Source organism: Pseudomonas mediterranea CFBP 5447, assembly GCF_000774145.1.
In the GTDB taxonomy this organism is placed as follows: domain Bacteria; phylum Pseudomonadota; class Gammaproteobacteria; order Pseudomonadales; family Pseudomonadaceae; genus Aquipseudomonas; species Aquipseudomonas mediterranea.
The window spans coordinates 342,243-364,767 of the sequence record NZ_KN322986.1 but is presented as its reverse complement, the minus strand read 5'-3'; the positions used below and the strand labels follow the sequence as shown (position 1 = coordinate 364,767).

General features: G+C 61.1%; 19 protein-coding genes. 11 read left to right on the top strand and 8 right to left on the bottom strand.

Annotated elements, in window-relative coordinates; translation table 11 throughout:
• Nucleotides 1-127: 127 nt before the first annotated feature.
• Entirely contained in the window at nucleotides 128-2,026 is a 1,899-nt protein-coding gene (locus N005_RS18510) for an FTR1 family protein (protein WP_047702534.1), read from the top strand.
• Entirely contained in the window at nucleotides 2,026-2,481 is a 456-nt protein-coding gene (locus N005_RS18505) for a YaiI/YqxD family protein (RefSeq protein ID WP_047702533.1), read from the top strand. Before N005_RS18510 ends, N005_RS18505 begins: the two co-directional genes overlap by 1 nt.
• A 126-nt stretch (nucleotides 2,482-2,607) precedes the next feature.
• Here the strand turns inward: N005_RS18505 and elbB are convergent, their stop codons facing one another.
• Nucleotides 2,608-3,276 (bottom strand): isoprenoid biosynthesis glyoxalase ElbB, encoded by a 669-nt coding sequence (gene elbB / locus N005_RS18500; RefSeq protein ID WP_047702532.1) that lies wholly within the window; start codon nucleotides 3,274-3,276, stop codon nucleotides 2,608-2,610.
• A gap of 113 nt (nucleotides 3,277-3,389) precedes the next feature.
• On the opposite strand from elbB, the gene N005_RS18495 reads away from it, so the two are divergent.
• Nucleotides 3,390-4,625 carry a sterol desaturase family protein gene (locus N005_RS18495; protein WP_047702531.1) on the top strand — a complete coding sequence of 412 codons (1,236 nt, stop codon included), beginning with the start codon at nucleotides 3,390-3,392 and terminating at the stop codon, nucleotides 4,623-4,625.
• Here N005_RS18495 and N005_RS18490 read toward each other — a convergent pair.
• Nucleotides 4,576-5,229 (bottom strand): DedA family protein, encoded by a 654-nt coding sequence (locus N005_RS18490; protein ID WP_047702530.1) that lies wholly within the window; start codon nucleotides 5,227-5,229, stop codon nucleotides 4,576-4,578. The two genes, N005_RS18495 and N005_RS18490, sit on opposite strands and share 50 nt — an antisense overlap.
• 203 nt (nucleotides 5,230-5,432) lie before the next feature.
• Here N005_RS18490 and hemB point away from each other — a divergent pair, with 203 nt between their 5' ends.
• Both hemB and ppk1 read left to right on the top strand, forming a co-directional pair.
• Nucleotides 5,433-6,446 (top strand): porphobilinogen synthase, encoded by a 1,014-nt coding sequence (gene hemB / locus N005_RS18485; protein ID WP_047702529.1) that lies wholly within the window; start codon nucleotides 5,433-5,435, stop codon nucleotides 6,444-6,446.
• Between the two features lie 17 nt (nucleotides 6,447-6,463).
• Nucleotides 6,464-8,683, top strand: a complete 2,220-nt coding sequence (gene ppk1 / locus N005_RS18480) for a polyphosphate kinase 1 (protein WP_047702528.1) — start codon at nucleotides 6,464-6,466, stop codon at nucleotides 8,681-8,683.
• Between the two features lie 201 nt (nucleotides 8,684-8,884).
• Here ppk1 and ppx read toward each other — a convergent pair whose 3' ends face one another.
• From ppx to N005_RS18455, 5 genes are all read right to left on the bottom strand, one after another.
• A complete protein-coding gene (gene ppx / locus N005_RS18475; RefSeq protein WP_047702527.1) occupies nucleotides 8,885-10,387 on the bottom strand; it encodes an exopolyphosphatase in 1,503 nt (500 codons plus the stop codon).
• Between the two features lie 182 nt (nucleotides 10,388-10,569).
• Nucleotides 10,570-11,307: an amino acid ABC transporter ATP-binding protein gene (locus tag N005_RS18470; RefSeq protein ID WP_047702526.1), complete on the bottom strand. Its 738-nt coding sequence runs from the start codon at nucleotides 11,305-11,307 to the stop codon at nucleotides 10,570-10,572.
• Entirely contained in the window at nucleotides 11,294-11,944 is a 651-nt protein-coding gene (locus tag N005_RS18465; RefSeq protein WP_047702525.1) for an amino acid ABC transporter permease, read from the bottom strand. The genes N005_RS18470 and N005_RS18465 overlap by 14 nt, the downstream gene beginning before the upstream one ends.
• Complete coding sequence (locus N005_RS18460; RefSeq protein ID WP_047702524.1) at nucleotides 11,941-12,621, bottom strand: amino acid ABC transporter permease; 681 nt, start codon at nucleotides 12,619-12,621, stop codon at nucleotides 11,941-11,943. The genes N005_RS18465 and N005_RS18460 overlap by 4 nt, the downstream gene beginning before the upstream one ends.
• Before the next feature lie 21 nt (nucleotides 12,622-12,642).
• A complete protein-coding gene (locus N005_RS18455; RefSeq protein WP_047702523.1) occupies nucleotides 12,643-13,428 on the bottom strand; it encodes a transporter substrate-binding domain-containing protein in 786 nt (261 codons plus the stop codon).
• A 332-nt stretch (nucleotides 13,429-13,760) separates the two neighbouring features.
• Between N005_RS18455 and trxA the strand changes: the two genes are divergently transcribed.
• The 6 genes from trxA (at nucleotide 13,761) to N005_RS18425 (ending at nucleotide 21,169) form a co-directional block, all read left to right on the top strand.
• On the top strand, nucleotides 13,761-14,090 hold the full coding sequence (gene trxA, locus N005_RS18450; RefSeq protein WP_003206727.1) for a thioredoxin TrxA: 330 nt from the start codon (nucleotides 13,761-13,763) through the stop codon (nucleotides 14,088-14,090).
• 239 nt (nucleotides 14,091-14,329) lie between these two features.
• Complete coding sequence (gene rho / locus N005_RS18445) at nucleotides 14,330-15,589, top strand: transcription termination factor Rho (RefSeq protein ID WP_003206716.1); 1,260 nt, start codon at nucleotides 14,330-14,332, stop codon at nucleotides 15,587-15,589.
• A gap of 140 nt (nucleotides 15,590-15,729) precedes the next feature.
• Nucleotides 15,730-17,685, top strand: a complete 1,956-nt coding sequence (locus N005_RS18440) for an acyltransferase family protein (RefSeq protein ID WP_047702522.1) — start codon at nucleotides 15,730-15,732, stop codon at nucleotides 17,683-17,685.
• A gap of 78 nt (nucleotides 17,686-17,763) precedes the next feature.
• Nucleotides 17,764-19,230 carry a 4-hydroxy-3-polyprenylbenzoate decarboxylase gene (ubiD, locus tag N005_RS18435; RefSeq protein WP_047702799.1) on the top strand — a complete coding sequence of 489 codons (1,467 nt, stop codon included), beginning with the start codon at nucleotides 17,764-17,766 and terminating at the stop codon, nucleotides 19,228-19,230.
• The gene (locus tag N005_RS18430; protein ID WP_047702521.1) at nucleotides 19,230-20,198 is read left to right on the top strand and encodes a CDP-6-deoxy-delta-3,4-glucoseen reductase; all 969 of its coding nucleotides are present in this window, start codon (nucleotides 19,230-19,232) and stop codon (nucleotides 20,196-20,198) included. The genes ubiD and N005_RS18430 overlap by 1 nt, the downstream gene beginning before the upstream one ends.
• Before the next feature lie 302 nt (nucleotides 20,199-20,500).
• Nucleotides 20,501-21,169 carry a gamma-glutamylcyclotransferase gene (locus N005_RS18425; protein ID WP_047702520.1) on the top strand — a complete coding sequence of 223 codons (669 nt, stop codon included), beginning with the start codon at nucleotides 20,501-20,503 and terminating at the stop codon, nucleotides 21,167-21,169.
• On the opposite strand, the gene glpT is transcribed toward N005_RS18425, so the two are convergent.
• Nucleotides 21,145-22,494, bottom strand: a complete 1,350-nt coding sequence (glpT, locus tag N005_RS18420; protein WP_047702519.1) for a glycerol-3-phosphate transporter — start codon at nucleotides 22,492-22,494, stop codon at nucleotides 21,145-21,147. The genes N005_RS18425 and glpT overlap by 25 nt on opposite strands.
• Between the last annotated feature and the right edge of the window lie 31 nt (nucleotides 22,495-22,525).

Sequence of the window (22,525 nt, the reverse complement as noted above, 5' to 3'; positions counted from 1 at the left end):
TTTTGTGACATCACTTCCAAAGCATGAAAATCCGATGAAAATGTGCCACCGCAGCACATTCGCTCTTGAGCCAAAGGCTGGGTAAGTGAACAATGTGTTACTTCTTATTTCCAATTGAGAGTCATTCATGATTGCCCCGCTTCGTTTTCTGGCCTGGCTTGCATTGCCGTTGCTTGCCCTGTGCAGCAACCCATTGCTGGCCAACACCGTCGAAGGCGCTCCCCAGGCGTTGCACTTGCTGGATTACATCGGGGCGGATTACCCGGAAACCGTCGACGCGGGCAAGGTCATAGACGAGTCCGAGTACCGCGAGCAGCTGGAATTTACCCAGGTGTTGGAAGGGCTGGTCGTTGCTCTGCCGGCCAAGCCGGAAAAGGCGGAGCTCACGCAGGGCATCAGCGCCTTGCGTCAAGCGATCACCCAGCATCAGGACGGCGGCGACGTCGCCCGCCTGGCACGTCAACTGGGGGCGAAGCTGGCGGTGGCCTATGAAGTCAGCCAGGCGCCGGTCATTACCCCGGACCCGACCCGCGGTGCGCCGCTGTACGCCCAGAATTGCTCGGTGTGCCACGGTGACAGCGGCGCCGGCGACGGCCCTGCCGGCGTCGGCCTGGTGCCGGCACCGTCCAACCTGCGTGATGGCCAGCGTCTCGACCACCTGAGCCTCTACGCGATCTACAACACCCTCGGCATGGGCATCGAAGGCACCGACATGCCGGCCTTCGCCGATCAGCTCGATGAGCGTCAGCGCTGGGACCTGGCTACCTACATCGCCGGTTTCAGTGCCGACCCGGCGGCGGCCAAAAGCGAACAGACCTTCAACCTCGCCGACCTGGCCCGCCAGACCCCGGCTGAAGTGCTGGCGGCCCAAGGCCCCGCCGCGGCCGCCACGTTCCGCGCCCAGCGTGCCCAGCCGCCACAAGTGCAGCGTGGCCCGGCGCAGTTGCTCGACTACACCGCCGCCACCCTGGATAAAAGCATCGCGGCCTATCGTGCCGGTGATCATGACCAGGCCTATGACCTGTCGGTAGCGGCCTATCTGGAAGGCTTCGAGCTGGTGGAAAGCTCGTTGGATAACGTCGATGCCACTGTGCGCAAGGACACCGAAAAGGCCCTGATGGCTTATCGTCAGTCGCTGCAGGACGGCTTGCCGGTGGAGCAGGCCGAACAGCGCCTGGATGCGGCCAAGGCCAAGCTGAAGGCGTCGGCGGGGCTGTTGGGCGGGGATGGCCTGAGCTGGTCGCTGAGTTACATCTCCGGTTTGCTGATTCTGTTGCGCGAAGGGCTGGAAGCGATCCTGGTGCTGGCGGCGATCCTGGCGTTCCTGCGCAACACCGGCCAGGAGTCGGCGGTTCGCAGCGTCAACGCGGGTTGGGGCCTGGCGCTACTGGCCGGCCTGGCGACTTGGGGTCTGGCAGCCTATGTGATCGACGTCAGCGGTTCCCAGCGTGAATTGCTGGAAGGTGCAACGGCGTTGTTCGCCAGTGTGATGGTGCTGTGGTTGGGTGTGTGGATGCACGACCGCCGTCACGCGGCGGCCTGGCAGGATTACATCAAGAGCAGCCTGGTCGGCGGCGGTGGCCGTTTCGGCTTCGCCGTACTGGCGTTCTTCTCGGTCTATCGCGAACTGTTCGAAGTGATCCTGTTCTACGAAACCCTGTGGCTGCAAGCCGGTCCCGCCGGGCATGACGCGGTGCTGGCCGGTGGCGCGACGGCACTGGTGCTGCTGGTCGGACTGGCCTGGGTGATCCTGCGCGGTTCGGCACGACTGCCGTTGGCGCTGTTCTTCAGCATCAACGCCGCATTGCTGTGTGCGCTGTCGGTGGTCTTCGCCGGACATGGCGTAAAGGCCCTGCAGGAAGCCGGGATTTTCGGCACCCGCCCAGTGGCGTTCTTCGATTTCGATTGGCTGGGTATTCACGCCGATGCCTATTCGCTGACCGCTCAAGTGATCGCGATCCTGGCCATTGTCGTGTTGTATGGCCGTAGTTGGATGGCGGAGAAGCGCAAGGTCCAGGTTTCCTGATGCGTGTCTGGATCGACGCTGACGCCTGTCCCAAGGCGGCGAAGGAACTGGTGGTCAAGTTCGCCTTGAAACGCCAGTTCGAGGTCGTGCTGGTGGCTGGGCAGCCGCAGATCAAGCCCAGCCTGGCCTGCGTCAAGTTGATCGTGGTCCCCAGCGGCCCCGATGCAGCGGATGATTATCTGGTGGAGCACGCGGGGCCGGGTGAGCTGGTGATCTGCAGCGACGTGCCCCTAGCCGACCGGTTGGTGAAGAAGGGCGTCGCAGCCCTGGACCCGCGCGGCAAGGAGTTCAACCCGCAGAACATGGGCGATCGACTGGCGGTGCGCAACCTGTTCACCGATTTGCGTGAGCAGGGGCAGATGGGCGGCGGTCCTGCGGCTTACAGCGAGCGGGACAAGCAGGGGTTTGCCAATGCGCTGGATCGGATCCTTACGCGTTTGAGCCGGATGTCCTGAGTCTGCCCCGGAGCCTGACATTGTTCCTTTGTGGGAGCGAGCCTGCTCGCGATGGCGGCGTGTCAGCCATAGATATGCCGACTGAATGGACGCCATCGCGAGCAGGCTCGCTCCCACATTGGGTTGTCAGGCATCGTTTTCGTGGGTCAGCTCGAGTATCCGGTCCACCAGTTTGTTGATTCCCGACGCCGCTTCGCTGATGTTCTGCGCCAACATGTAGGCTGGAGTGCTGACCAGCCTGCGTGCGCGGTCTTCGACGATGTCGGTGACGGCGCAGTCTTCATGGGTGCCACCCATTTTGGTCACCGCAGCCGCGGTGTCGACATCCGTACCGATGGTGCAGGTCACGCCAGGGCCATAGATTTTCGCCGCCAGGGCCGGGGAAATGCAGATCAGCCCCACCGGCTTGCCGGCCTCGGCGAAGGCCTCAGTCAATGCCAGGAGCTCCGGCTGGACGGTGCAATCCGCGCCTTCGACGGCAAAGTTGGAGAGGTTCTTCGCCGAACCGAAACCGCCAGGTACGATCAGGGCGTCGAAATCCTCGACCCTGGCTTCACGCAAATCCTTCACGTTACCGCGGGCGATCCGCGCCGACTCCACCAGCACGTTGCGGCTTTCGGGCATTTCTTCACCGGTCAGGTGGTTAATCACATGCAGTTGGGCGATGTTGGGGGCGAAGCACTGGACCTGCGCACCGCGTTGGTCCAGGCGCAGCAGGGTGATCACGCTTTCGTGGATCTCGGCGCCGTCGTACACGCCACAGCCGGAAAGGATCACTGCAACTTTTTTGCTCATGGGTTTTTCTCCAGATTCATGGCGTTAAATGTCCACTAATTTGTCACTCGTTGCCATAGGGTTATCCGGCGGCTAAACCTAATCTGCCGACTACCTCCTGTCCGGGTCGCATCATGGATTTCATTCTGTATGCCGTGCCGTTCTTCTTCGTGTTGATCGCCGTCGAGTTGCTGGCCGACCGTTGGCGTGGCGTGAGTCATTACCGCATGGCCGATGCGATCAACAGCTTGAGCACCGGCGTGCTGTCGACCACTACCGGTTTGCTGACCAAGGGCGTGGGGCTGGTGACTTACGCCTTTGCCCTGGAACATCTGGCTGTTATCCGGCTGCCTGCCGACCAGGCCTGGGTCTGGGTGTTCGCCTTCGTGTTCTATGACTTCTGCTACTACTGGCTGCATCGCATGGGCCATGAGCGCAACATCCTCTGGGCGGCTCATTCGGTGCATCACCAGAGCGAGGACTACAACCTTTCCACGGCGCTGCGCCAGACCAGTACCGGGTTCCTGTTGAGCTGGGTGTTCTACCTGCCGCTGGCCGTGCTGGGCGTACCGCTGACGGTGTTCGTCAGTGTCGCGGCGCTGAACCTGTTGTACCAGTTCTGGGTCCACACCCAGCACATCCCCAAGCTTGGCTGGTTGGAGTGGTACTTCGTCACGCCGTCCAATCATCGTGCCCACCATGCGCAGAACCCTCTTTACATGGATCGCAACTACGGCGGGGTGTTCATTATTTGGGACCGTCTGTTTGGCACCTTCCAGGAGGAAGACGACCGTGAACCGGTGATTTTTGGCGTGACTACGCCGCTGGCGAGTTGGAACCCGTTGTGGGCCAACCTGCAGTTCTATGCGCAGTTATGGACAGATGCCCGACGGGCCGGACGCTGGTGGGACAAGCTGCGGATCTGGTTCATGCCCACGGGATGGCGACCCGCAGACGTGGCGGCAAGTTACCCGCTGAACAAGCCGGACCTGAGCCGGTTCCGCAAATTCGAAGTGCCACTGGATGGACGTCAACAGGGCTACGTGGCGCTGCAATTCTGCCTCTACATCGCGCTGGGCAGTTATTTGATGAACCTGGAGAACAGCCTGCCCGTCGCCGCCCTGGTATTGGGTTGGGGGGCGGTGGCGTTCGGTCTGTTCGTATTGGGCATGATTCTGGAGAGTCGCCCGTGGGCACTGAAGCTGGAGTCATTGCGACTGGCCTCGAACCTGCCACTGGTGTGGCTGGCGCCGCTGGCCGGGTTGTGGCCGGCGGGCTCCGCGGCCTGGGTCGGCTTGCTCAGCTACAGCCTGCTCAGTGTCACGGGGCTCTATTACTGTCGCAACCGGCTTGCTCGGTTGGCGTCGTAGGTTCGTCGGGCCTGGTTCGCTCCAGCCGCTCGGCTTCGAGGACTTTTTTCGCCAGCCGCGCATTCTTGATCCGTCGACGCACCCACAGGCACAGGCCCAGCACCAGCAACGCACCGAGTACCCACAACTCATATTTCTTGATGCTGCCCAGCATGCCTTCGAGCACCGCGCCGAAGTGATAGGCGGCGGCAGCCAGGGCGGTCGCCCAGATCGCCGCGCCAATGCCGTTGAGCAGCAGGTAGCGTCCTGGCGGATAGCCTGACAAGCCGATAGCCACCGGCATCACCGTACGCAGGCCATAGACGAAGCGAAAGCTCAGGACCCAGATATCCGGATGCCTGCGAATGTGCTCCAGGGCGCGGTCGCCCATCAGTTGCCAGCGAGGTTTGCGCGCCAGCAACTTGCGCCCATGCTTGCGTCCCAGGAAATACCACAGCTGATCGCCCGCATAGCTGCCGCAGAACGCCACGACGACCACAAGATTGATGTCCATGTAGCCACGGAACGCCAGGAAACCTGCGAGCACGAGGATGGTTTCGCCTTCGAAGAACGTGCCGATGAAAAGGGCCAGATAGCCGAAGTCGTGTAGAAATTGCTGGAGCATTGTCTGGGTGCTGGCGAAATGAACGCGCAGCCTAACCCTTCGGGCACATTCAGGAAAGTGTCGAAATGTGTCTCGACGTGAACATTTCCTACAACCACAATAACTGCGACGACAGGTCACAGGTGCACATAACTGTCATACGTTAGTCATAATGGCCGCTTATAACTGTCACGCTCGCCCGTCAGTGGGCTCAGGAGTCTGCCGTGAGCTTTACCCCCGCCAATCGTCTGTTCCCTGCCACCCGTCTGCGTCGCAATCGCCGTGATGAGTTCTCTCGTCGGCTGGTGCGTGAGAACGTGCTGACCACCGATGACTTGATCCTGCCGGTGTTCGTGCTGGACGGCGAGAACCGGCGCGAAGCGGTGGCATCGATGCCTGGGGTGGAACGCCTGACCATCGACCTGCTGCTCGAAGAAGCCGCCCAATGGGTGGAACTGGACATTCCGGCGCTGGCGCTCTTCCCGGTGACGCCGCCGGGCCTCAAGTCCCTGGACGCCGCCGAAGCCTGGAACCCGGACGGCATTGCCCAGCGTGCGACCCGTGCCCTGCGGGCACGCTTTCCGGAGTTGGGGGTGATTACCGACGTGGCGCTGGATCCATTCACCACCCACGGGCAGGATGGCATCCTCGACGAAGACGGCTATGTGCAGAACGACATCACCGTCGACGCCTTGGTCAAACAGGCGCTGTCTCACGCCGAGGCCGGTGCCCAGGTGGTGGCGCCGTCGGACATGATGGACGGTCGCATCCAGGCGATCCGTGAAGCCCTCGAAGTGGCCGGGCACGTCAACGTGCGGATCATGGCCTATTCGGCCAAGTACGCCAGTGCCTATTACGGCCCGTTCCGCGATGCGGTCGGCTCGGCCCTGAACCTGGGCAAGGCCAACAAGGCCTCTTATCAGATGGATCCGGCCAACAGTCAGGAAGCCTTGCACGAAGTGGCGGCCGACTTGTCAGAAGGGGCAGATATGGTCATGGTCAAGCCAGGCATGCCTTACCTCGACATCCTTTGCCGGGTCAAAGACGAATTCAAAGTGCCGACCTTCGTTTATCAGGTCAGCGGCGAGTACGCCATGCACATGGCGGCGATCCAGAACGGCTGGTTGGGCGAAGGGGTCATCCTCGAATCCCTCACCGCTTTCAAGCGCGCTGGTGCCGATGGGATCCTGACTTACTTCGCCGTGCGCGCCGCCCAATTGCTACGAGAGCAGAAATAGCCTCCCAGGAACTTGCGATGAATACCGAAGGACTCTCTGAAGTTGCCGTAAAAGACGCTCAACCCGTGGTCGAGCAAATCGCCGAAACACCACCGGAGCTGGAGCCCGCTCCCCCGGTGGTCGTCGCCGAACCCGCCCCGGCCCCGGCGATTGCGATCCCCAGTCTGGATGACAGCAGCCTGTACATCCATCGCGAGCTGTCGCAACTGCAGTTCAACATCCGCGTGCTGGAGCAGGCGCTGGACGAGTCCTATCCCTTGTTGGAGCGGTTGAAGTTCCTGTTGATCTTCTCCAGCAACCTGGATGAATTCTTCGAAATCCGCGTTGCCGGCCTGAAGAAGCAGATCACCTTCGCCCGTGAGCAAGCCGGTGCCGATGGCCTGCAACCCCATCAGGCCCTGGCGCGCATCAGCGAGCTGGTCCACGGTCAGGTCGACCGCCAGTACGCGATCCTCAACGACATCCTGTTGCCGGAGCTGGAAAAGCACCAGGTCCGCTTCATCCGTCGTCGCCACTGGACCACCAAGCTCAAGACCTGGGTACGCCGCTATTTCCGCGATGAGATCGCGCCGATCATCACGCCGATCGGCCTCGACCCGACGCACCCGTTCCCGTTGCTGGTCAACAAGAGCCTGAACTTCATCGTCGAGCTGGAAGGCATCGACGCCTTCGGTCGCGATTCCGGCCTGGCGATCATTCCCGCGCCACGCCTGCTGCCGCGCATCATCCGCGTGCCGGAAGATGTCGGCGGCCCTGGCGACAACTATGTGTTCCTGTCGTCGATGATCCACGCCCACGCCGATGACCTGTTCCAGGGCATGAAGGTGAAGGGCTGCTACCAGTTCCGCCTGACACGTAACGCCGACCTGTCGGTGGACACCGAGGACGTCGAAGATTTGGCCCGTGCTCTTCGCGGCGAGCTGTTCTCCCGTCGCTACGGCGATGCGGTGCGTCTGGAAGTGGCCGACACTTGCCCGAAACACTTGTCCGATTACTTGCTCAAGCAATTCAACCTGCATGAGACCGAGCTGTATCAGGTCAACGGTCCGGTCAACCTGACCCGGCTGTTCAGCATCACCGGCCTGGACAGCCATCCGGAGTTGCAATATTCGCCGTTCACGCCGCAGATCCCGAAGCTGCTGCAGAACAGCGAGAATATTTTCAACGTGATCAGCAAGCAGGACATCCTGTTGCTGCACCCGTTCGAGTCGTTCACGCCGGTGGTCGACCTGCTGCGCCAGGCCGCCAAGGACCCTCACGTCCTGGCGGTGCGCCAGACCCTGTACCGCAGCGGCGCCAACTCGGAAATCGTCGACGCCCTGGTGGATGCGGCGCGAAACGGCAAGGAGGTCACGGCGGTGATCGAATTGCGTGCGCGCTTCGACGAAGAGTCCAACCTGCAGCTGGCAAGCCGTCTGCAAGCGGCCGGTGCGGTGGTGATTTATGGCGTGGTCGGATTCAAGACCCACGCCAAGATGATGCTCATCCTGCGGCGCGAGGCCGGCGAGATCGTGCGTTACGCCCACCTGGGCACGGGTAACTACCACGCCGCCAACGCCCGCCTGTACACCGACTACAGCCTGCTGACGTCCGACGATGCCTTGTGTGAAGACGTCGGCAAGCTGTTCAGCCAGTTGATCGGCATGGGCAAGACGCTGCGCATGAAGAAACTGCTGCATGCGCCGTTTACCCTGAAAAAGGGCATGCTCGACATGATCACCCGGGAGACCCAGTTCGCCCTGGACGGTAAACCGGCGCACATCATTGCCAAGTTCAACTCGCTGACTGATCCGAAGATCATCCGCGCGCTGTACAAGGCCAGCCAGTCGGGCGTGCGCATCGACCTGGTGGTGCGCGGCATGTGCTGCCTGCGGCCAGGTATTCCGGGGGTTTCCCATAACATCCATGTGCGTTCGATCATCGGGCGCTTCCTGGAGCACACGCGGGTGTTCTACTTCCTCAACGGCGGCGAGGAGCAGATGTTCCTGTCCAGCGCCGACTGGATGGAGCGCAACCTCGACAAACGCGTCGAGACCTGCTTCCCGGTGGAGGGCAAGAAGTTGATCCTGCGGGTCAAGAAGGAGCTGGAAAGCTACCTCACCGACAACACCCACAGCTGGAGCCTGCAGTCGGATGGTCGTTACATCCGCAACACGCCGACCGGCAACCAGAACCCGCGCAGCGCCCAGGCGACGTTGCTGGATCGTCTGAGCAGTCCGGTGTTGGCGGTCAATTAAGGAGTGGTGAGCGAGGGCGGCGAACTTGGCTTTTGTGGCGAGGGAGCTTGCTCCCGCTGAGCCGGTCCGCGTTCGGGCGTAGCAGCTCCAAAGCCCTTTATTGCAGTGAGTCGGACAAAGCCGGTGAGCAGATCCTACGACTGCTGCGCAGCCGAGCGGGAGCAAGCTCCCTCGCCACAGAGGGGCTCGCTACCCTGGGTATCAGTGGATATTCAACACAATCCCGACCCGGGTCAGCCATTCCGCTTCCTGGGCGAAGTCGGCCTGGGTCAGTTGGTTTTCTTCCAGCCAGCCCTCGGGGAACATCACATCCAGTTGATCACCGTCGGCCCGCAAGGCCACTTGGGGCATTTCCTGGGTGCCGCGGATGTGGTGGAACAGGATCGCAAACCGTAGCAGCACGCACAGGCGAATCAGCTTGATGCCGTCGTCGCCGAATTCGGCAAACTTATCCTTGGGGATGTTGCGGCGATGGCCGCGTACCAGGAGGGCGAGCATCTGCTGGTCTTCCCGGGAGAAACCCGCCAGATCGGAGTGCTCGATCAGGTAGGCGCCGTGCTTGTGGTAATGGTAGTGGGCGATGTCCAGGCCGACTTCATGGACCTTGGCGGCCCAGCCCAGCAATTCGCGCCAGACCCCGTCGGTGAGGTCCCAGTCGTCGGCCACCTGGTCGAAGGCATGCAGCGCCTTGCGCTCGACCCGCACGGCCTGTTCCTGGTCAACGTGATAGCGCTCCATGAGCGAACCCAGGGTGCGTTCGCGGACGTCTTCGTGGTGATGGCGTCCCAGCAGGTCGTACAGCACACCTTCGCGCAGGGCGCCTTCGCAGTGATCCATGCGTTGCAGCTCGAGAGCGTCGAAAATGGCTTCGAGAATCGCCAGGCCCGCTGGGAAAATCGCCCGACGGTCAGGTTTGATGCCTTCGAAATCGATCTTGTCCGATTCGCCGAGTTTGAACACCTTGCGCTTGAGCCAGGCCAGGCCCTCGGCGTTGACCTCGCCATTGCCATGGCCGCCGGCCTTGAGGGCCAGGCCGATGGCGCGAATGGTTCCTGAGGAGCCGATGGCTTCATCCCAGGTCAGGCGGTGCAAGGCATGCTCGATGCTCATGATTTCCAGCCGCGCCGCGGTATAGGCCTGGGCGTAACGGGCCGGCGTGATCTTGCCGTCGCGGAAATAGCGCTGGGTGTAGCTGACGCAGCCCATCTGCAGGCTTTCGCGCAACAGCGGCTCGAAGCGCTGGCCGATGATGAATTCGGTACTGCCGCCGCCAATGTCCGCCACCAGCCGCTTGCCGGGTGTATCGGCCAGGGTGTGGGAGACACCGAGATAGATCAGGCGGGCCTCTTCCCGGCCGGAGATGACTTCCACCGGATGGCCGAGGATCTCTTCGGCGCGGCGGATGAACTCGCCACGGTTGCGCGCCTCGCGCAGGGCGTTGGTGCCGACAATCCGCACGGCGCCCAGAGGCATGCCGTTGATCAGTTGGGCAAAGCGCTTGAGGCAATCGAGCCCGCGTTGGATGGACTCTTCGCTCAGTTTGCGCTCTTCATCGATGCCGGCGGCCAGTTGGACCTTTTCACCGAGTCGCTCAAGAATGCGGATTTCCCCGTTCTGGGCCTTGGCGACAACCATGTGGAAGCTGTTGGAGCCCAGGTCAATGGCAGCGATCAGGGACAGATTCTTGGCTTGGGATGGCGGCATGTTGGAAGGTCTCGGTCGATAACCCTGCCATCCTGCCACGATCAACCGTTTACGCCAACGCAAAGGCGACCGCTTCGCGGTCATTCGCGAGCAGGCTCGCTCCCACAGGGATTTTGAACACCCTGGAATCAGTGTGGGAGCGAGCCTGCTCGCGAAGAGGCCAGACCTGACGGCGCGGATGTTCAGGCAGCAGGCTCGACCATCCCGATAAAGTTCGCCAGCTCCACCGTCTGCGGCTCGGCAAACAGTACCTTCGGATCCCCCACCTCGTGCACCTTGCCCTGGTGCATGAACACCAGCTTGTCCCCCACCTCGCGGGCGAAGCGCATTTCGTGGGTGACCATGATCAGCGTCATGCCTTCCTTGGCCAGTTGCCGCACCACGCCGAGCACTTCATTGACCAGTTCCGGGTCCAGGGCCGAGGTGATTTCGTCGCAGAGCAAGACCTTGGGTGACATCGCCAGGGCCCGGGCAATCGCCACCCGTTGCTGTTGGCCGCCGGACAAACGGTCCGGGAACGCGTCGAATTTTTCGCCAAGCCCGACTCGCTCCAGCATCTGCCGGGCGAGCTCGGTCGCCTTGGCCTTGGATGTTTTTTGTACAACCTGCGGCGCGAGCATCACGTTTTCGCCAACGGTCATGTGTGGGAAGAGGTTGAACTGCTGGAACACCATCCCGACTTTCTGCCGCAGGCTGCGCAGATCGGCGCGAGCGGCATCGAGGTACTCGCCGTCCACTTCGATCACGCCATCGTTGATGGATTCCAGGCCATTGAGCGTGCGCAGCAAAGTGGATTTGCCCGAGCCGCTGCGGCCGATGATCGCGACCACCTGGCCTTCTTCGACGGTCAGGTCGATGCCTTTGAGTACGTGATGATCGCCGTAGTATTTGTGCAGGGCGGAAATTCTAAGCAGAGGCATGCAGTCTCCTTTCCAGGTAGCGCGCGCTGAGGGACAGGGGGTAGCAGAGGAGGAAATAGCCGAGGGCAACCAGGCCATAGACCATGAAGGGTTCGAACGTGGCGTTGGCGAGCATGCCGCCGGTCTTGGTGAGTTCGGTGAAGCCGATGATCGAGGTGACAGCCGTGCCCTTGACCACTTGCACCGAGAAACCCACGGTCGGTGCCACCGCGATGCGCAGGGCTTGGGGCAGGATCACGTAGCGCAACTGCTCCAGCCGGTTCAGCGCCAGGCTCGAGGACGCCTCCCATTGGCCATTGGGGATCGCTTCGACGCAACCGCGCCAGATCTCCGCCAGATAGGCGCTGGTAAACAGGGTCAGGGCAATGGCTGCGGCCATCCACGGCGAGATCTCCACGCCGGCCAGTGCCACGCCAAAGAACACCAGGAACAACTGCATCAACAGCGGCGTGCCCTGGAACAGCTCGATATAAGTGCGGGCGACGTGGCGGGGCAGGGTGCCTCTGGCGGTGCGCATCACCATGACCAGCAAACCGATCACGCCGCCACCGATAAACGCCACCAGCGACAGCGCGAGGGTCCATTGCAGGCCCGTGAGCAGGTTGCGCACCACATCCCAGAAAGTGAAGTCGCTCATTGGTCGCTCCTGGCGGTGTTCTTGTACAGGCAGCGACGGCCCACCCAGTTCAGTAACTGGCGGATCAACAGTGCCATGCACAGATAGATCAGCGTGGTCAGTGCATAGGTTTCAAAGGCGCGGAAATTGCGCGATTGAATGAAGTTGGCGGCGAAGCTCAATTCTTCGGTGGCGATCTGTGAACAGACCGCCGAGCCGAGCATCACGATGATGATCTGGCTGCTCAGGGCCGGCCATACCTTGCCCAGCGCCGGCAGCAACACCACGTGGCGAAAGGCTTCGAAGCGACTCATCGCCAGGGCCGCGGCGGCTTCCAGCTGTCCGTGGGGGATAGCCTGGATGCCGGCGCGAATGATTTCGGTGGAGTAGGCGCCGAGGTTGATCACCATGGCCAGGACCGCCGCCTGCCATTCGGAAATCTGCACGCCCAAGGACGGCAGGCCGAAAAAGATGAAAAACAGCTGCACCAGGAACGGTGTGTTGCGGATCAGCTCCACGTACACCCCGAATATCGCCGCGAACGGGCGGATCTGCCACGCCCGTACCACGGCGCCGACGATGCCGAGGCCAACCCCGAGCAACGCGCCGATGGCCGTCAATTCCAGGGTGAACAGCGCACCGCGCAATAGCAGCTCGGTGTTTTGCATCACCGGCAGGAAATCGAACTGATAAGCCATGCTCAGCCTCTCAAGTGGCGGTCAGAGATCGGCCGGCAGCGGCTGCTTGAGCCAGGTCTGGGCGTTTTTCTCCAGGCTGCCATCGGTCTTGGCCGTGGCGAGGATCCGGTTGACCTTATCCAGCAGCGCGGGCTCGTTTTTGTTCACGCCGACGTAAACAGGCGAGTCCTTGAGCTTCACTTTCAGCGCCGGGACACGCTTGGGGTTGCGCTCGCTGATGGCGACCATCACCACGTTGCCGCTGGCGATCAGGTCCACCTGGCCGGTGAGGTAGGCCGCGATGGTCGAGTTATTGTCTTCGAAGCGCTTGATGGTGGTGCCTTCCGGGGCAACCTTGGTCAGCTCGATGTCTTCGATGGCGCCCCGGGTGACGCTGATGGTCTTGCCCTTGAGGTCGTCCAGGCCATTGATGGCGGCCTCGGGTGGGCCGAACACGGCAAGGTAGAACGGGGCGTAGGCGCTGGAAAAATCGATGACCTTCTCACGTTCCGGGTTCTTGCCCAGGCTGGAGATCACCAGGTCGACCTTGCCGGTGGTCAGGAACGGGATGCGATTGGTGCTGTTGACCGGCGTAAGCTCAAGCTTGACCTGGAGCTGGTCGGCCAGCAGTTTCGCGGTATCGATATCCAGGCCGCGGGGTTTCATGTCCGGGCCTACCGAGCCGAACGGCGGGAAGTCCTGGGGCACCGCGACTTTGAGCGTGCCGCGCTTGATCACGTCCTCCAGCCCGTCGGCATGGGCGGGCAACTGGCAAAGCATCAGGCTGGCAAACAGGACGGTGAGCAGGGCGCTGCAACGCTGGATCATGGCGAATCTCCGCATGGGATGGTGATTTCTGCGCTCGGATAGAGCACAGGCCATGCCAAACCGGTTTCACCCACCAGAACCAGACCCAACGCAGCCTCCCATCCTGACGGTGGTCGCGTTTCGCACCTTTATCGGGCAGCGTCCCTTGAGGGTGGGGGATTTCGGCGCAGCGGTGCCGCCGAATCGCTTCGTCTGATGCGGCTGGGAGGAGCCTGGGTTATACCCAATTACGACTTTGCCCATAGCGAGACTCAATCAACAGTGACTTCCTGAACCTGGGAAGGGCAGCTATGATGGGCCACGTTTTTTTGCTGACAACCCCGGAGATTTCCATGAGCAGCGATCTGATCAAACACGTTAGCGACGCTAGCTTCGAGGCTGACGTACTCAAGGCCGAAGGCGCTGTACTGGTGGACTATTGGGCTGAGTGGTGCGGTCCGTGCAAGATGATCGCTCCAGTCCTGGACGAAATTGCCGAGACCTACAAGGGCAAGCTGACCGTCGCCAAGCTGAACATCGACGAAAACCAGGAAACCCCGGCCAAGCACGGCGTGCGTGGTATCCCGACGCTGATGCTGTTCAAGAACGGCAACGTCGAGGCCACCAAGGTCGGTGCGCTGTCGAAGTCGCAACTGGCTGCTTTCCTCGACGCCAACATCTAAGCGCCGAATGCCGTTGAAAAAGCCCCGCCAATCGCGGGGCTTTTTCGTTATTCGGGGCTAGACGCTCGCAAATCCAGGTGGTACATTCGGCCCCGCACTGGTTTCTCCATTGCCCCCTGCAAGCCGTCGCCGACGCACTCCTTTCGAATAAGTACGCGATCCTGTCGCCTTCTCTGCGGCGCGGCCTCATTAAGCCAAAAGCTTAATTTCCCCTCCATAAATGATTACGTCATTCCTATATGAATCTGACTGAACTCAAGCAAAAGCCGATTACCGAACTGCTCGAATTGGCCGAACAGATGGGCATAGAAAATATGGCCCGTTCGCGCAAGCAGGACGTGATTTTCTCCCTGCTCAAGAAGCACGCGAAGAGCGGCGAGGAAATCTCCGGTGATGGCGTGCTGGAGATTCTCCAGGACGGCTTCGGCTTCCTCCGTTCCGCGGACGCTTCCTACCTCGCCGGCCCGGACGATATCTACGTCTCGCCGAGCCAGATCCGTCGCTTCAACTTGCGCACCGGTGACACCATCGTTGGCAAGATCCGCCCTCCGAAGGAAGGCGAGCGTTACTTCGCGCTGCTCAAGGTCGACACGATCAACTTCGACCGTCCGGAAAACGCGAAGAACAAGATTCTTTTCGAAAACCTGACCCCGCTGTTCCCGACTGTGCGCATGAAGATGGAAGCCGGCAATGGCTCCACCGAAGACCTCACCGGTCGTGTCATCGACCTGTGTGCGCCCATCGGCAAAGGCCAGCGCGGTCTGATCGTGGCGCCGCCGAAAGCGGGCAAGACGATCATGCTGCAGAACATCGCGGCCAACATCGCCCGTAACAACCCTGAAGTTCATCTGATTGTGCTGCTGATCGACGAGCGTCCGGAAGAAGTGACGGAGATGCAGCGTACCGTGCGCGGCGAAGTGGTCGCCTCGACGTTCGACGAGCCGCCGACCCGCCACGTGCAGGTTGCCGAAATGGTGATCGAGAAGGCCAAGCGCCTGGTCGAGCACAAGAAGGACGTGGTCATCCTGCTGGACTCCATCACCCGTCTGGCCCGTGCCTACAACACCGTGATCCCGAGCTCCGGCAAGGTACTGACCGGTGGTGTCGATGCCCACGCCCTGGAGAAACCGAAGCGTTTCTTCGGCGCCGCGCGCAACATCGAGGAAGGCGGTTCGCTGACCATCATCGCCACCGCACTGGTTGAAACCGGTTCGAAGATGGACGAAGTGATCTACGAGGAATTCAAGGGCACCGGTAACATGGAGCTGCCCCTGGATCGTCGCATTGCCGAGAAGCGCGTGTTCCCGGCCATCAACATCAACCGCTCCGGCACTCGCCGTGAAGAGCTGCTGACGGCCGATGACGAGTTGCAGCGCATGTGGATCCTGCGCAAGCTGCTGCACCCGATGGACGAAGTGGCTGCCATCGAGTTCCTGGTCGACAAGTTGAAGACGACCAAGACCAACGATGAGTTCTTCCTGTCGATGAAGCGCAAGTAACACGAAGTCAGGTTTGTAGAAAAAAGGGCGCCTCGGATGAGGCGCTCTTTTTTTTGCGAAGTTTTGTATCAAAATGGACAACTTTCGTAGGCCGGCTGTGTCCGTGTTCATCATGGGTTTTCAAAGCGACAAGGAGCGTTATGCATACGTTTGGCAACCGCCGGGACATTGATGGCTTGAGGGCGCTGGCCGTTATTCCGGTTGTTTTGTTTCACTTCGGTTTCGGCACATTCAGCGGCGGTTTTGTCGGCGTCGACGTCTTTTTCGTCATTTCCGGGTTCCTGATCACCAGTATCCTGTTCCGCGAGATCGGTGCGCAGCGTTTCAGCTTCGTCGATTTCTGGGCGCGTCGGGCGCGACGTATCCTCCCGGCCTTGAGCGTGGTACTGCTGGCTTCGTTGGCCGTGGGCTGGTTGCTGCTGACGGCCAAGGACTTTTCAGAGCTTGGCAGAGCGGTTCGTTATCAATCGCTGTTTATCTCAAACATCCTGTTCATGCGTGAAGATGGCTATTTCGCGCCTGCTTCGGATCTGAAGCCGCTGCTTCACACTTGGTCCCTGGCTGTTGAAGAGCAGTACTACATTTTCTTTCCTCTGCTGATGGTGCTGTTGATGCGCCATGTTCGCCATTGGCGTTGGATGCTGTTTGCCCTGCTGCTGATTTCTTTCGGGCTGAATATCGCTTGCATCGACCGCAAGCCTGACGTCGCCTTCTTCTCGCTGCCGACCCGGGCCTGGGAGCTTTTGTGCGGGGCGATGCTCGCGGTCCTGCCTGCGCCCAGGCACGCAGTTCGACCGTGGGTCAGCCAGTCCGCCGCCACGGCTGGGTTGGTGGCGGTGCTGGCGGCGGTTCTCACATTCGACGAAACGACGGTGTTTCCGGGCTGGGCCGCTTTATTACCTGTGCTCGGTACCACGGCATTGATCTGGTCAGGCGCCCGGTGTTCGACTTGGGTCGCTCAGGTGTTAAGTACCAAGGCTCTGGTCTGGGTGGGTTTGCTTTCCTATTCCTTTTACCTGTGGCATTGGCCGGTGTACGTCTATGCCAACGCCATATCCATCGACGGAATCCAACCCTGGGAAGCGGCGGGCTGGATTCTGTTGGCGCTGATTCTTGCCTGGCTGAGTTGGCGTTGCGTTGAGCTTCCGTTCCGTGAAAAGCGCCTGCTGGCTGGGCGCAAACCCGTGTTGGTGGGAGGGTTGCTGGCCATGGTTGCCCTGGCTGTATCGGGTTCGGTGGTACGGTCGGCGGATGGCTTTCCCCAACGCCTTACCGGTAAAGCAATGGAGTACGCCCAGGCGCGGGAATGGCGAGCGGGGCAGATGAAATGCATGCTGGTGACTTCAGACAAGCGTCTGGACAAGGCATGCCTGCTGGGCGGGCACAAGGATGCCCCGGCAACCCGGCTGTTCTGGGGCGACAGTCACGCTGCGGCGCTGTTGCCGGCGATCGAAAGCAGCGCCGCGAACGGTAGTGGCCCGGTCTGGCTTTACAGCATGAGCGCCTGCCCGCCAATTCTCAGCGATGATCCGAGGCCGCGTTGCAAGGATTTCAACGAGCGGACCATGGAGCAGGTTCGTCGCCTGAAGATCAAGGACGTGGTACTGGCGTCGAACTGGAGCCTATATGTCTATGGTCGTGAGGACGGCGACAAGAAGGTGTTGCTCGATCCCCGTGACAATACCGCTGAAGCCGAGGTACGCATGGCCGAAGCGCTCAAGGCGCGTGTTGCAGCGATCAGGGCGACGGGGGCGCAGGTCTGGTTGTTCAAGGAGGTGCCATTGCAGCGTAAGGGCGCCATCGGCCGACTGACAAGCCTGGCACGGATAGGGCGTTCAGCCGAGGGGCTGGGTCGTCCGCTCTCGGAACACCTGGCGCGCCAGCGCTTCCTGAGTGCCTTGTTCGACTCGATGAAGGCTGCCGACCCCGGAGTACATATCATCGATCCTACGCCGTTGATGTGCTCGGATCGGGTCTGCCCAATCGAGGCCAATGGTTACTCGCAGTACAGGGATGAGGATCATTTGTCGGACCTCGGTAGCACTCGCCTGGGACCGTTGTTTGCTCCGCTGCTGCTGGGTACTGCCGATAATTGACCGTTCTGCGCACGCGCGGGCTGCTGTTCGGGCGCTGGAGCAGGTAGGATGTACGCCTATTTTCGGGGTGGCATCTCAATGAAATTCAAGGATCTTCGGGATTTCGTGCAGCAGCTTGAGCAGCGCGGCGAGTTGAAACGCATCCAGGTTCCCATCTCTCCGGTGCTGGAGATGACGGAAGTCTGCGACCGCACGCTGCGGGCCAAAGGCCCGGCGTTAATGTTCGAGAACCCAACAGGCTACGACATACCAGTGCTGGGTAACCTGTTCGGCACGCCGGAGCGCGTGGCCATGGGCATGGGCGCCGAGTCGGTCGACGAGCTGCGCGAAATCGGCAAGTTGCTGGCGTTCCTCAAGGAGCCCGAGCCACCCAAGGGCCTGAAGGACGCCTGGTCCAAACTGCCGATTTTCCGCAAGATCATTTCCATGGCGCCGAAAGTCGTCAAGGACGCGATCTGCCAGGAAGTGGTGATCGAGGGTGATGATGTCGACCTCGCGATGCTCCCGGTGCAGACCTGCTGGCCGGGCGATGTGGGGCCGTTGATCACCTGGGGCCTGACCGTCACCAAGGGACCGAACAAGGATCGCCAGAACCTCGGTATCTATCGCCAGCAGGTGATTGGCCGCAACAAGGTCATCATGCGCTGGCTGAGCCACCGTGGCGGTGCGCTGGACTACCGCGAGTGGTGCGAAAAACACCCCGGCCAGCCTTTCCCCGTATCGGTGGCACTGGGCGCGGACCCGGCGACCATTCTCGGGGCGGTCACGCCCGTGCCCGACAGCCTCTCCGAATACGCCTTCGCCGGCCTGCTGCGCGGCAACCGCACCGAACTGGTGAAATGCCGCGGCAACGACCTGCAAGTCCCGGCCACCGCCGAGATCATCCTCGAAGGGGTGATTCACCCCGGCGAAATGGCCGACGAAGGCCCGTACGGCGACCACACCGGTTACTACAACGAAGTCGACAGCTTCCCGGTGTTCACCGTCGAACGTATCACCCATCGGGTGAAGCCGATCTACCACAGCACCTACACCGGCCGTCCGCCCGATGAGCCGGCCATTCTCGGTGTGGCGCTGAACGAAGTCTTCGTGCCGATCCTGCAAAAGCAATTCCCGGAGATCACCGATTTCTACCTGCCGCCGGAGGGCTGCTCGTACCGCATGGCCGTGGTGACCATGAAGAAGTCGTATCCAGGGCATGCCAAGCGGGTGATGCTGGGGGTCTGGTCGTTTCTGCGACAGTTCATGTACACCAAGTTCGTTATCGTCACTGACGACGATATCAATGCACGGGACTGGAACGACGTGATCTGGGCCATCACCACGCGCATGGACCCCAAGCGCGACACGGTGATGATCGACAACACGCCGATCGATTACCTCGACTTCGCTTCGCCGGTCTCCGGCCTGGGCTCGAAGATGGGGCTCGATGCCACGCATAAATGGCCCGGAGAAACCACACGTGAGTGGGGCCGGGTTATCGTCAAGGATGAAGCCGTTACCCAACGGATCGATGCCATTTGGAATCAGTTAGGAATAGATTGATGCGTGTGACCTTGCAGCCGTCCGGCGCGGTGCTGGAAATACGGCCCGCCGAGCGGATTCTCGATGGTGCGCGGCGCCTGGGCTATGAATGCCCGCAAAGCTGCCGCAACGGCAACTGCCATGTCTGTGGTGCGTTGCTGGTGGAAGGCCGCGTGCAGCAGGCCGGCGACGTGCGTGATCACGGAGAGATCTTCACCTGCATCGCCGAGCCCCTGGAGGACTGTGTGGTGTTGTGGGACGGGGTATTGGCGCCGGGTGAATTGCCCGTGCGCCGCCTGGCGTGCCAGGTCACCGGTTGTGTCGATGTGGGTGGCGATGTCTGGCGGGTCAGCCTGCGGGCGCCGGCGGGCAAGCCGCCGCGCTACCATGCGGGGCAGTATCTGATGATTGAGCGGGAGAATGGCGACAAGTCGGCGTTCTCCCTGGCCTCGGCACCGCATTCGGGGCGCGATCTGCAATTGCACGTGCTGGTGCGCGAAAACAGTGCGAAGGCGCTGCTGGAGCAACTGCAACGCAATCCCAACGTTCATGTCGAGATGCCTTTTGGCGATACTCACTTGTCCGAATTGCCGGACGGCCCCTTGGTGTTGATCGCCGCCGGTACCGGCATGGCACAGATGCACAGCCTGATCGAGCACTGCCGGGCAGAAGGCTTCAAGCATCCGGTGCACCTCTATTGGGGTGTGCGGCGACCGGAGGATTTCTATGAGATCGAGCATTGGGACGAGTGGAAAAAGCTGCCGAATCTGTTCCTGCACAAGGTCGTCAGCGACCTGTGCGGCTGGGAAGGGCGTTGCGGAATGCTTCACGAAGCGGTGTGTGAAGACATCAGCGACCTTTCGGGTGTACATGTCTACGCCAGCGGCTCGCCGGCGATGATCTATGCCACCCTCGATGCACTGGTGGAGGCCGGAATGGATGCACACCAGATGCGCGCCGACGTGTTTGCCTATGCACCTCGCGCTTGAGCCTGCGCTCCGATCCCATGTAGTCCCTGCATTGCGCTGTCGTGGCGAGGGCGCTTGCTCCCGCCGGGCTGCGTGGCAGCTCCAATAGCGGCGATTGCTGCGCAACCTAGCGGGAGCAAGTTCCCTCGCCACAGAGTTATCACTCCCTATATTTCGTTTCGGTATTTAGTCTTTTGGGCTAGAGACCGATAACGTATATAGCGTCCTTGGCATCCAACTTGCCTGGGATCAGGCAAGCGTCAGGCCCATGACGCGCGCCAATCCGTTTCCCGATCCACGCGAGGAGCCTTCCGCTACCGGCCATGACCGCTATCGAAACCGCCATCAGCTGCGCCCTGTATCCGCCACGGCTCGACCTGGGCGCGCAACTGACCCGAGAACAATTGCTCGCTTCGATGCAATCGACCATGAGCCTTCACCAAGGCGGCCCGGTCTGGCTGTTCGCCTACGGTTCATTGATCTGGCGGCCGGAATGCACGGCAGTGGAGCGGATGCGCGGGCGGGTCCACGGTTATCATCGCGGTTTGTACCTGTGGTCCCACGAGCATCGCGGTACGCCGGAATTGCCGGGGCTGGTGTTCGGGTTGGATCGTGGCGGCTCATGCAGCGGTTTCGCCTACCGATTGCCGGAGGAGAATCTCGAGGACTCATTGTTTGCCTTGTGGCAGCGGGAGATGCCGGTTCCGTCCTATCGTCCGCACTGGCTCAGTTGCCGGCTCGAGAACGGCAACCGCGTGCAGGCCTTGGGCTTTGTGCTGGAGCGACACCTGCCCAGCTATGCCGGCAACCTGCCGGATCATGTGCTGAGCCAGGTGTTCGAAAGCGCCTGCGGGCGTTTCGGCACGACTCGCGATTATGTCGAGCAGACCATTCACGCCCTGCGCAGCCACGCCATGCCGGATCGGAATCTGGAGGCGCGGCTCAAGCGTTGCAGATCAACCGTCGATCAGGCCACCGCTTCGCGGCTCTGACTGCTGACTTGCTTGTGTCCCAGGGTTGGCGCCAGGAACGCCATGGCCAGCAGGCACGCGGCGATCAGCAGGATGAAACCGCCATTCCAGCCGAAATAGTCCACTGTGTAACCCATCATGGCACTGGCCGCGACTGAACCGCCCAGGTAACCGAACAGGCCGGTAAAACCGGCAGCCGTACCGGCCGCTTTCTTGGGCACCAGTTCCAGCGCCTGCAGACCCACCAGCATCACCGGGCCATAGATCAGGAAGCCGATCGCGAACAACGAGATCATGTCGACCATCGGGTTGCCCGGCGGATTCAGCCAATACACCAGGGTCGCGACCGTCACCAGCGCCATGAACACCATGCCCGTCAGGCCACGGTTGCCACGGAAGATCTTGTCCGACATCCAACCGCACAGCAGCGTGCCGGGAATCCCTGCCCATTCGTACAGGAAGTAAGCCCAGGACGTCTTGTCGAAGTCGAAGTGCTTGACCTCTTTAAGATAAGTCGGCGCCCAGTCCAGGATGCCGTAGCGCAGCAAGTAGACGAAGACGTTGGCCAGTGCGATGAACCAGAGCATTTTGTTGCGCAGCACGTACTTGACGAAGATTTCCTTGGCGCTGAATTCGTTCTCGTGGCTGGCGTCGTAGCCTTCCGGGTAATCGTTCTTGTACTTCTCGATGGGCGGCAAACCCGTTGATTGCGGAGTATCACGCATGACAATGAAGGCAAATGCAGCCACCAACAGGGCCACGGCGGCCGGCACGTAGAACTTGCTGTGCCAGTCGTTGAACCAGCCCATGCCGAGGATCGCCAACGGACCGATCAGGCCGCCACCGACGTTATGCGCGGTGTTCCATACCGAAACCACACCGCCGCGTTCTTTCTGCGACCACCAATGCACCATGGTCCGTCCACTCGGCGGCCAACCCATGCCTTGCGCCCAACCGTTGATGAACAACAGGATGAACATGATGGTCACGCTGGACGTCGCCCACGGCGCGAAACCGAAAACGAACATCACCGCGGCGGACATCACCAGGCCAAAGGGCAGGAAGTAGCGAGGATTGGAACGGTCGGACACGATGCCCATCAGGAATTTGGAAAGGCCGTAGGCGATCGCAATCGCCGACACCGCCACGCCGAGCTGGCCCTTTGTGTAACCTTGGGCGATCAGGTCTGGAAATGCCAGGGTGAAGTTCTTGCGCAGCAGGTAGTAACCCGCGTACCCAATGAAAATCCCGGCGAAAATCTGCCAACGAAGGCGTCGGTAGGTGCTGTCTATTTTTTCGTCAGGCAGGGGTGCCTGGTGTGCGGCAGGGCGAAAGAAGGCAAACATTCAAGGACTCCGGATTCTTGTTATGACTGCG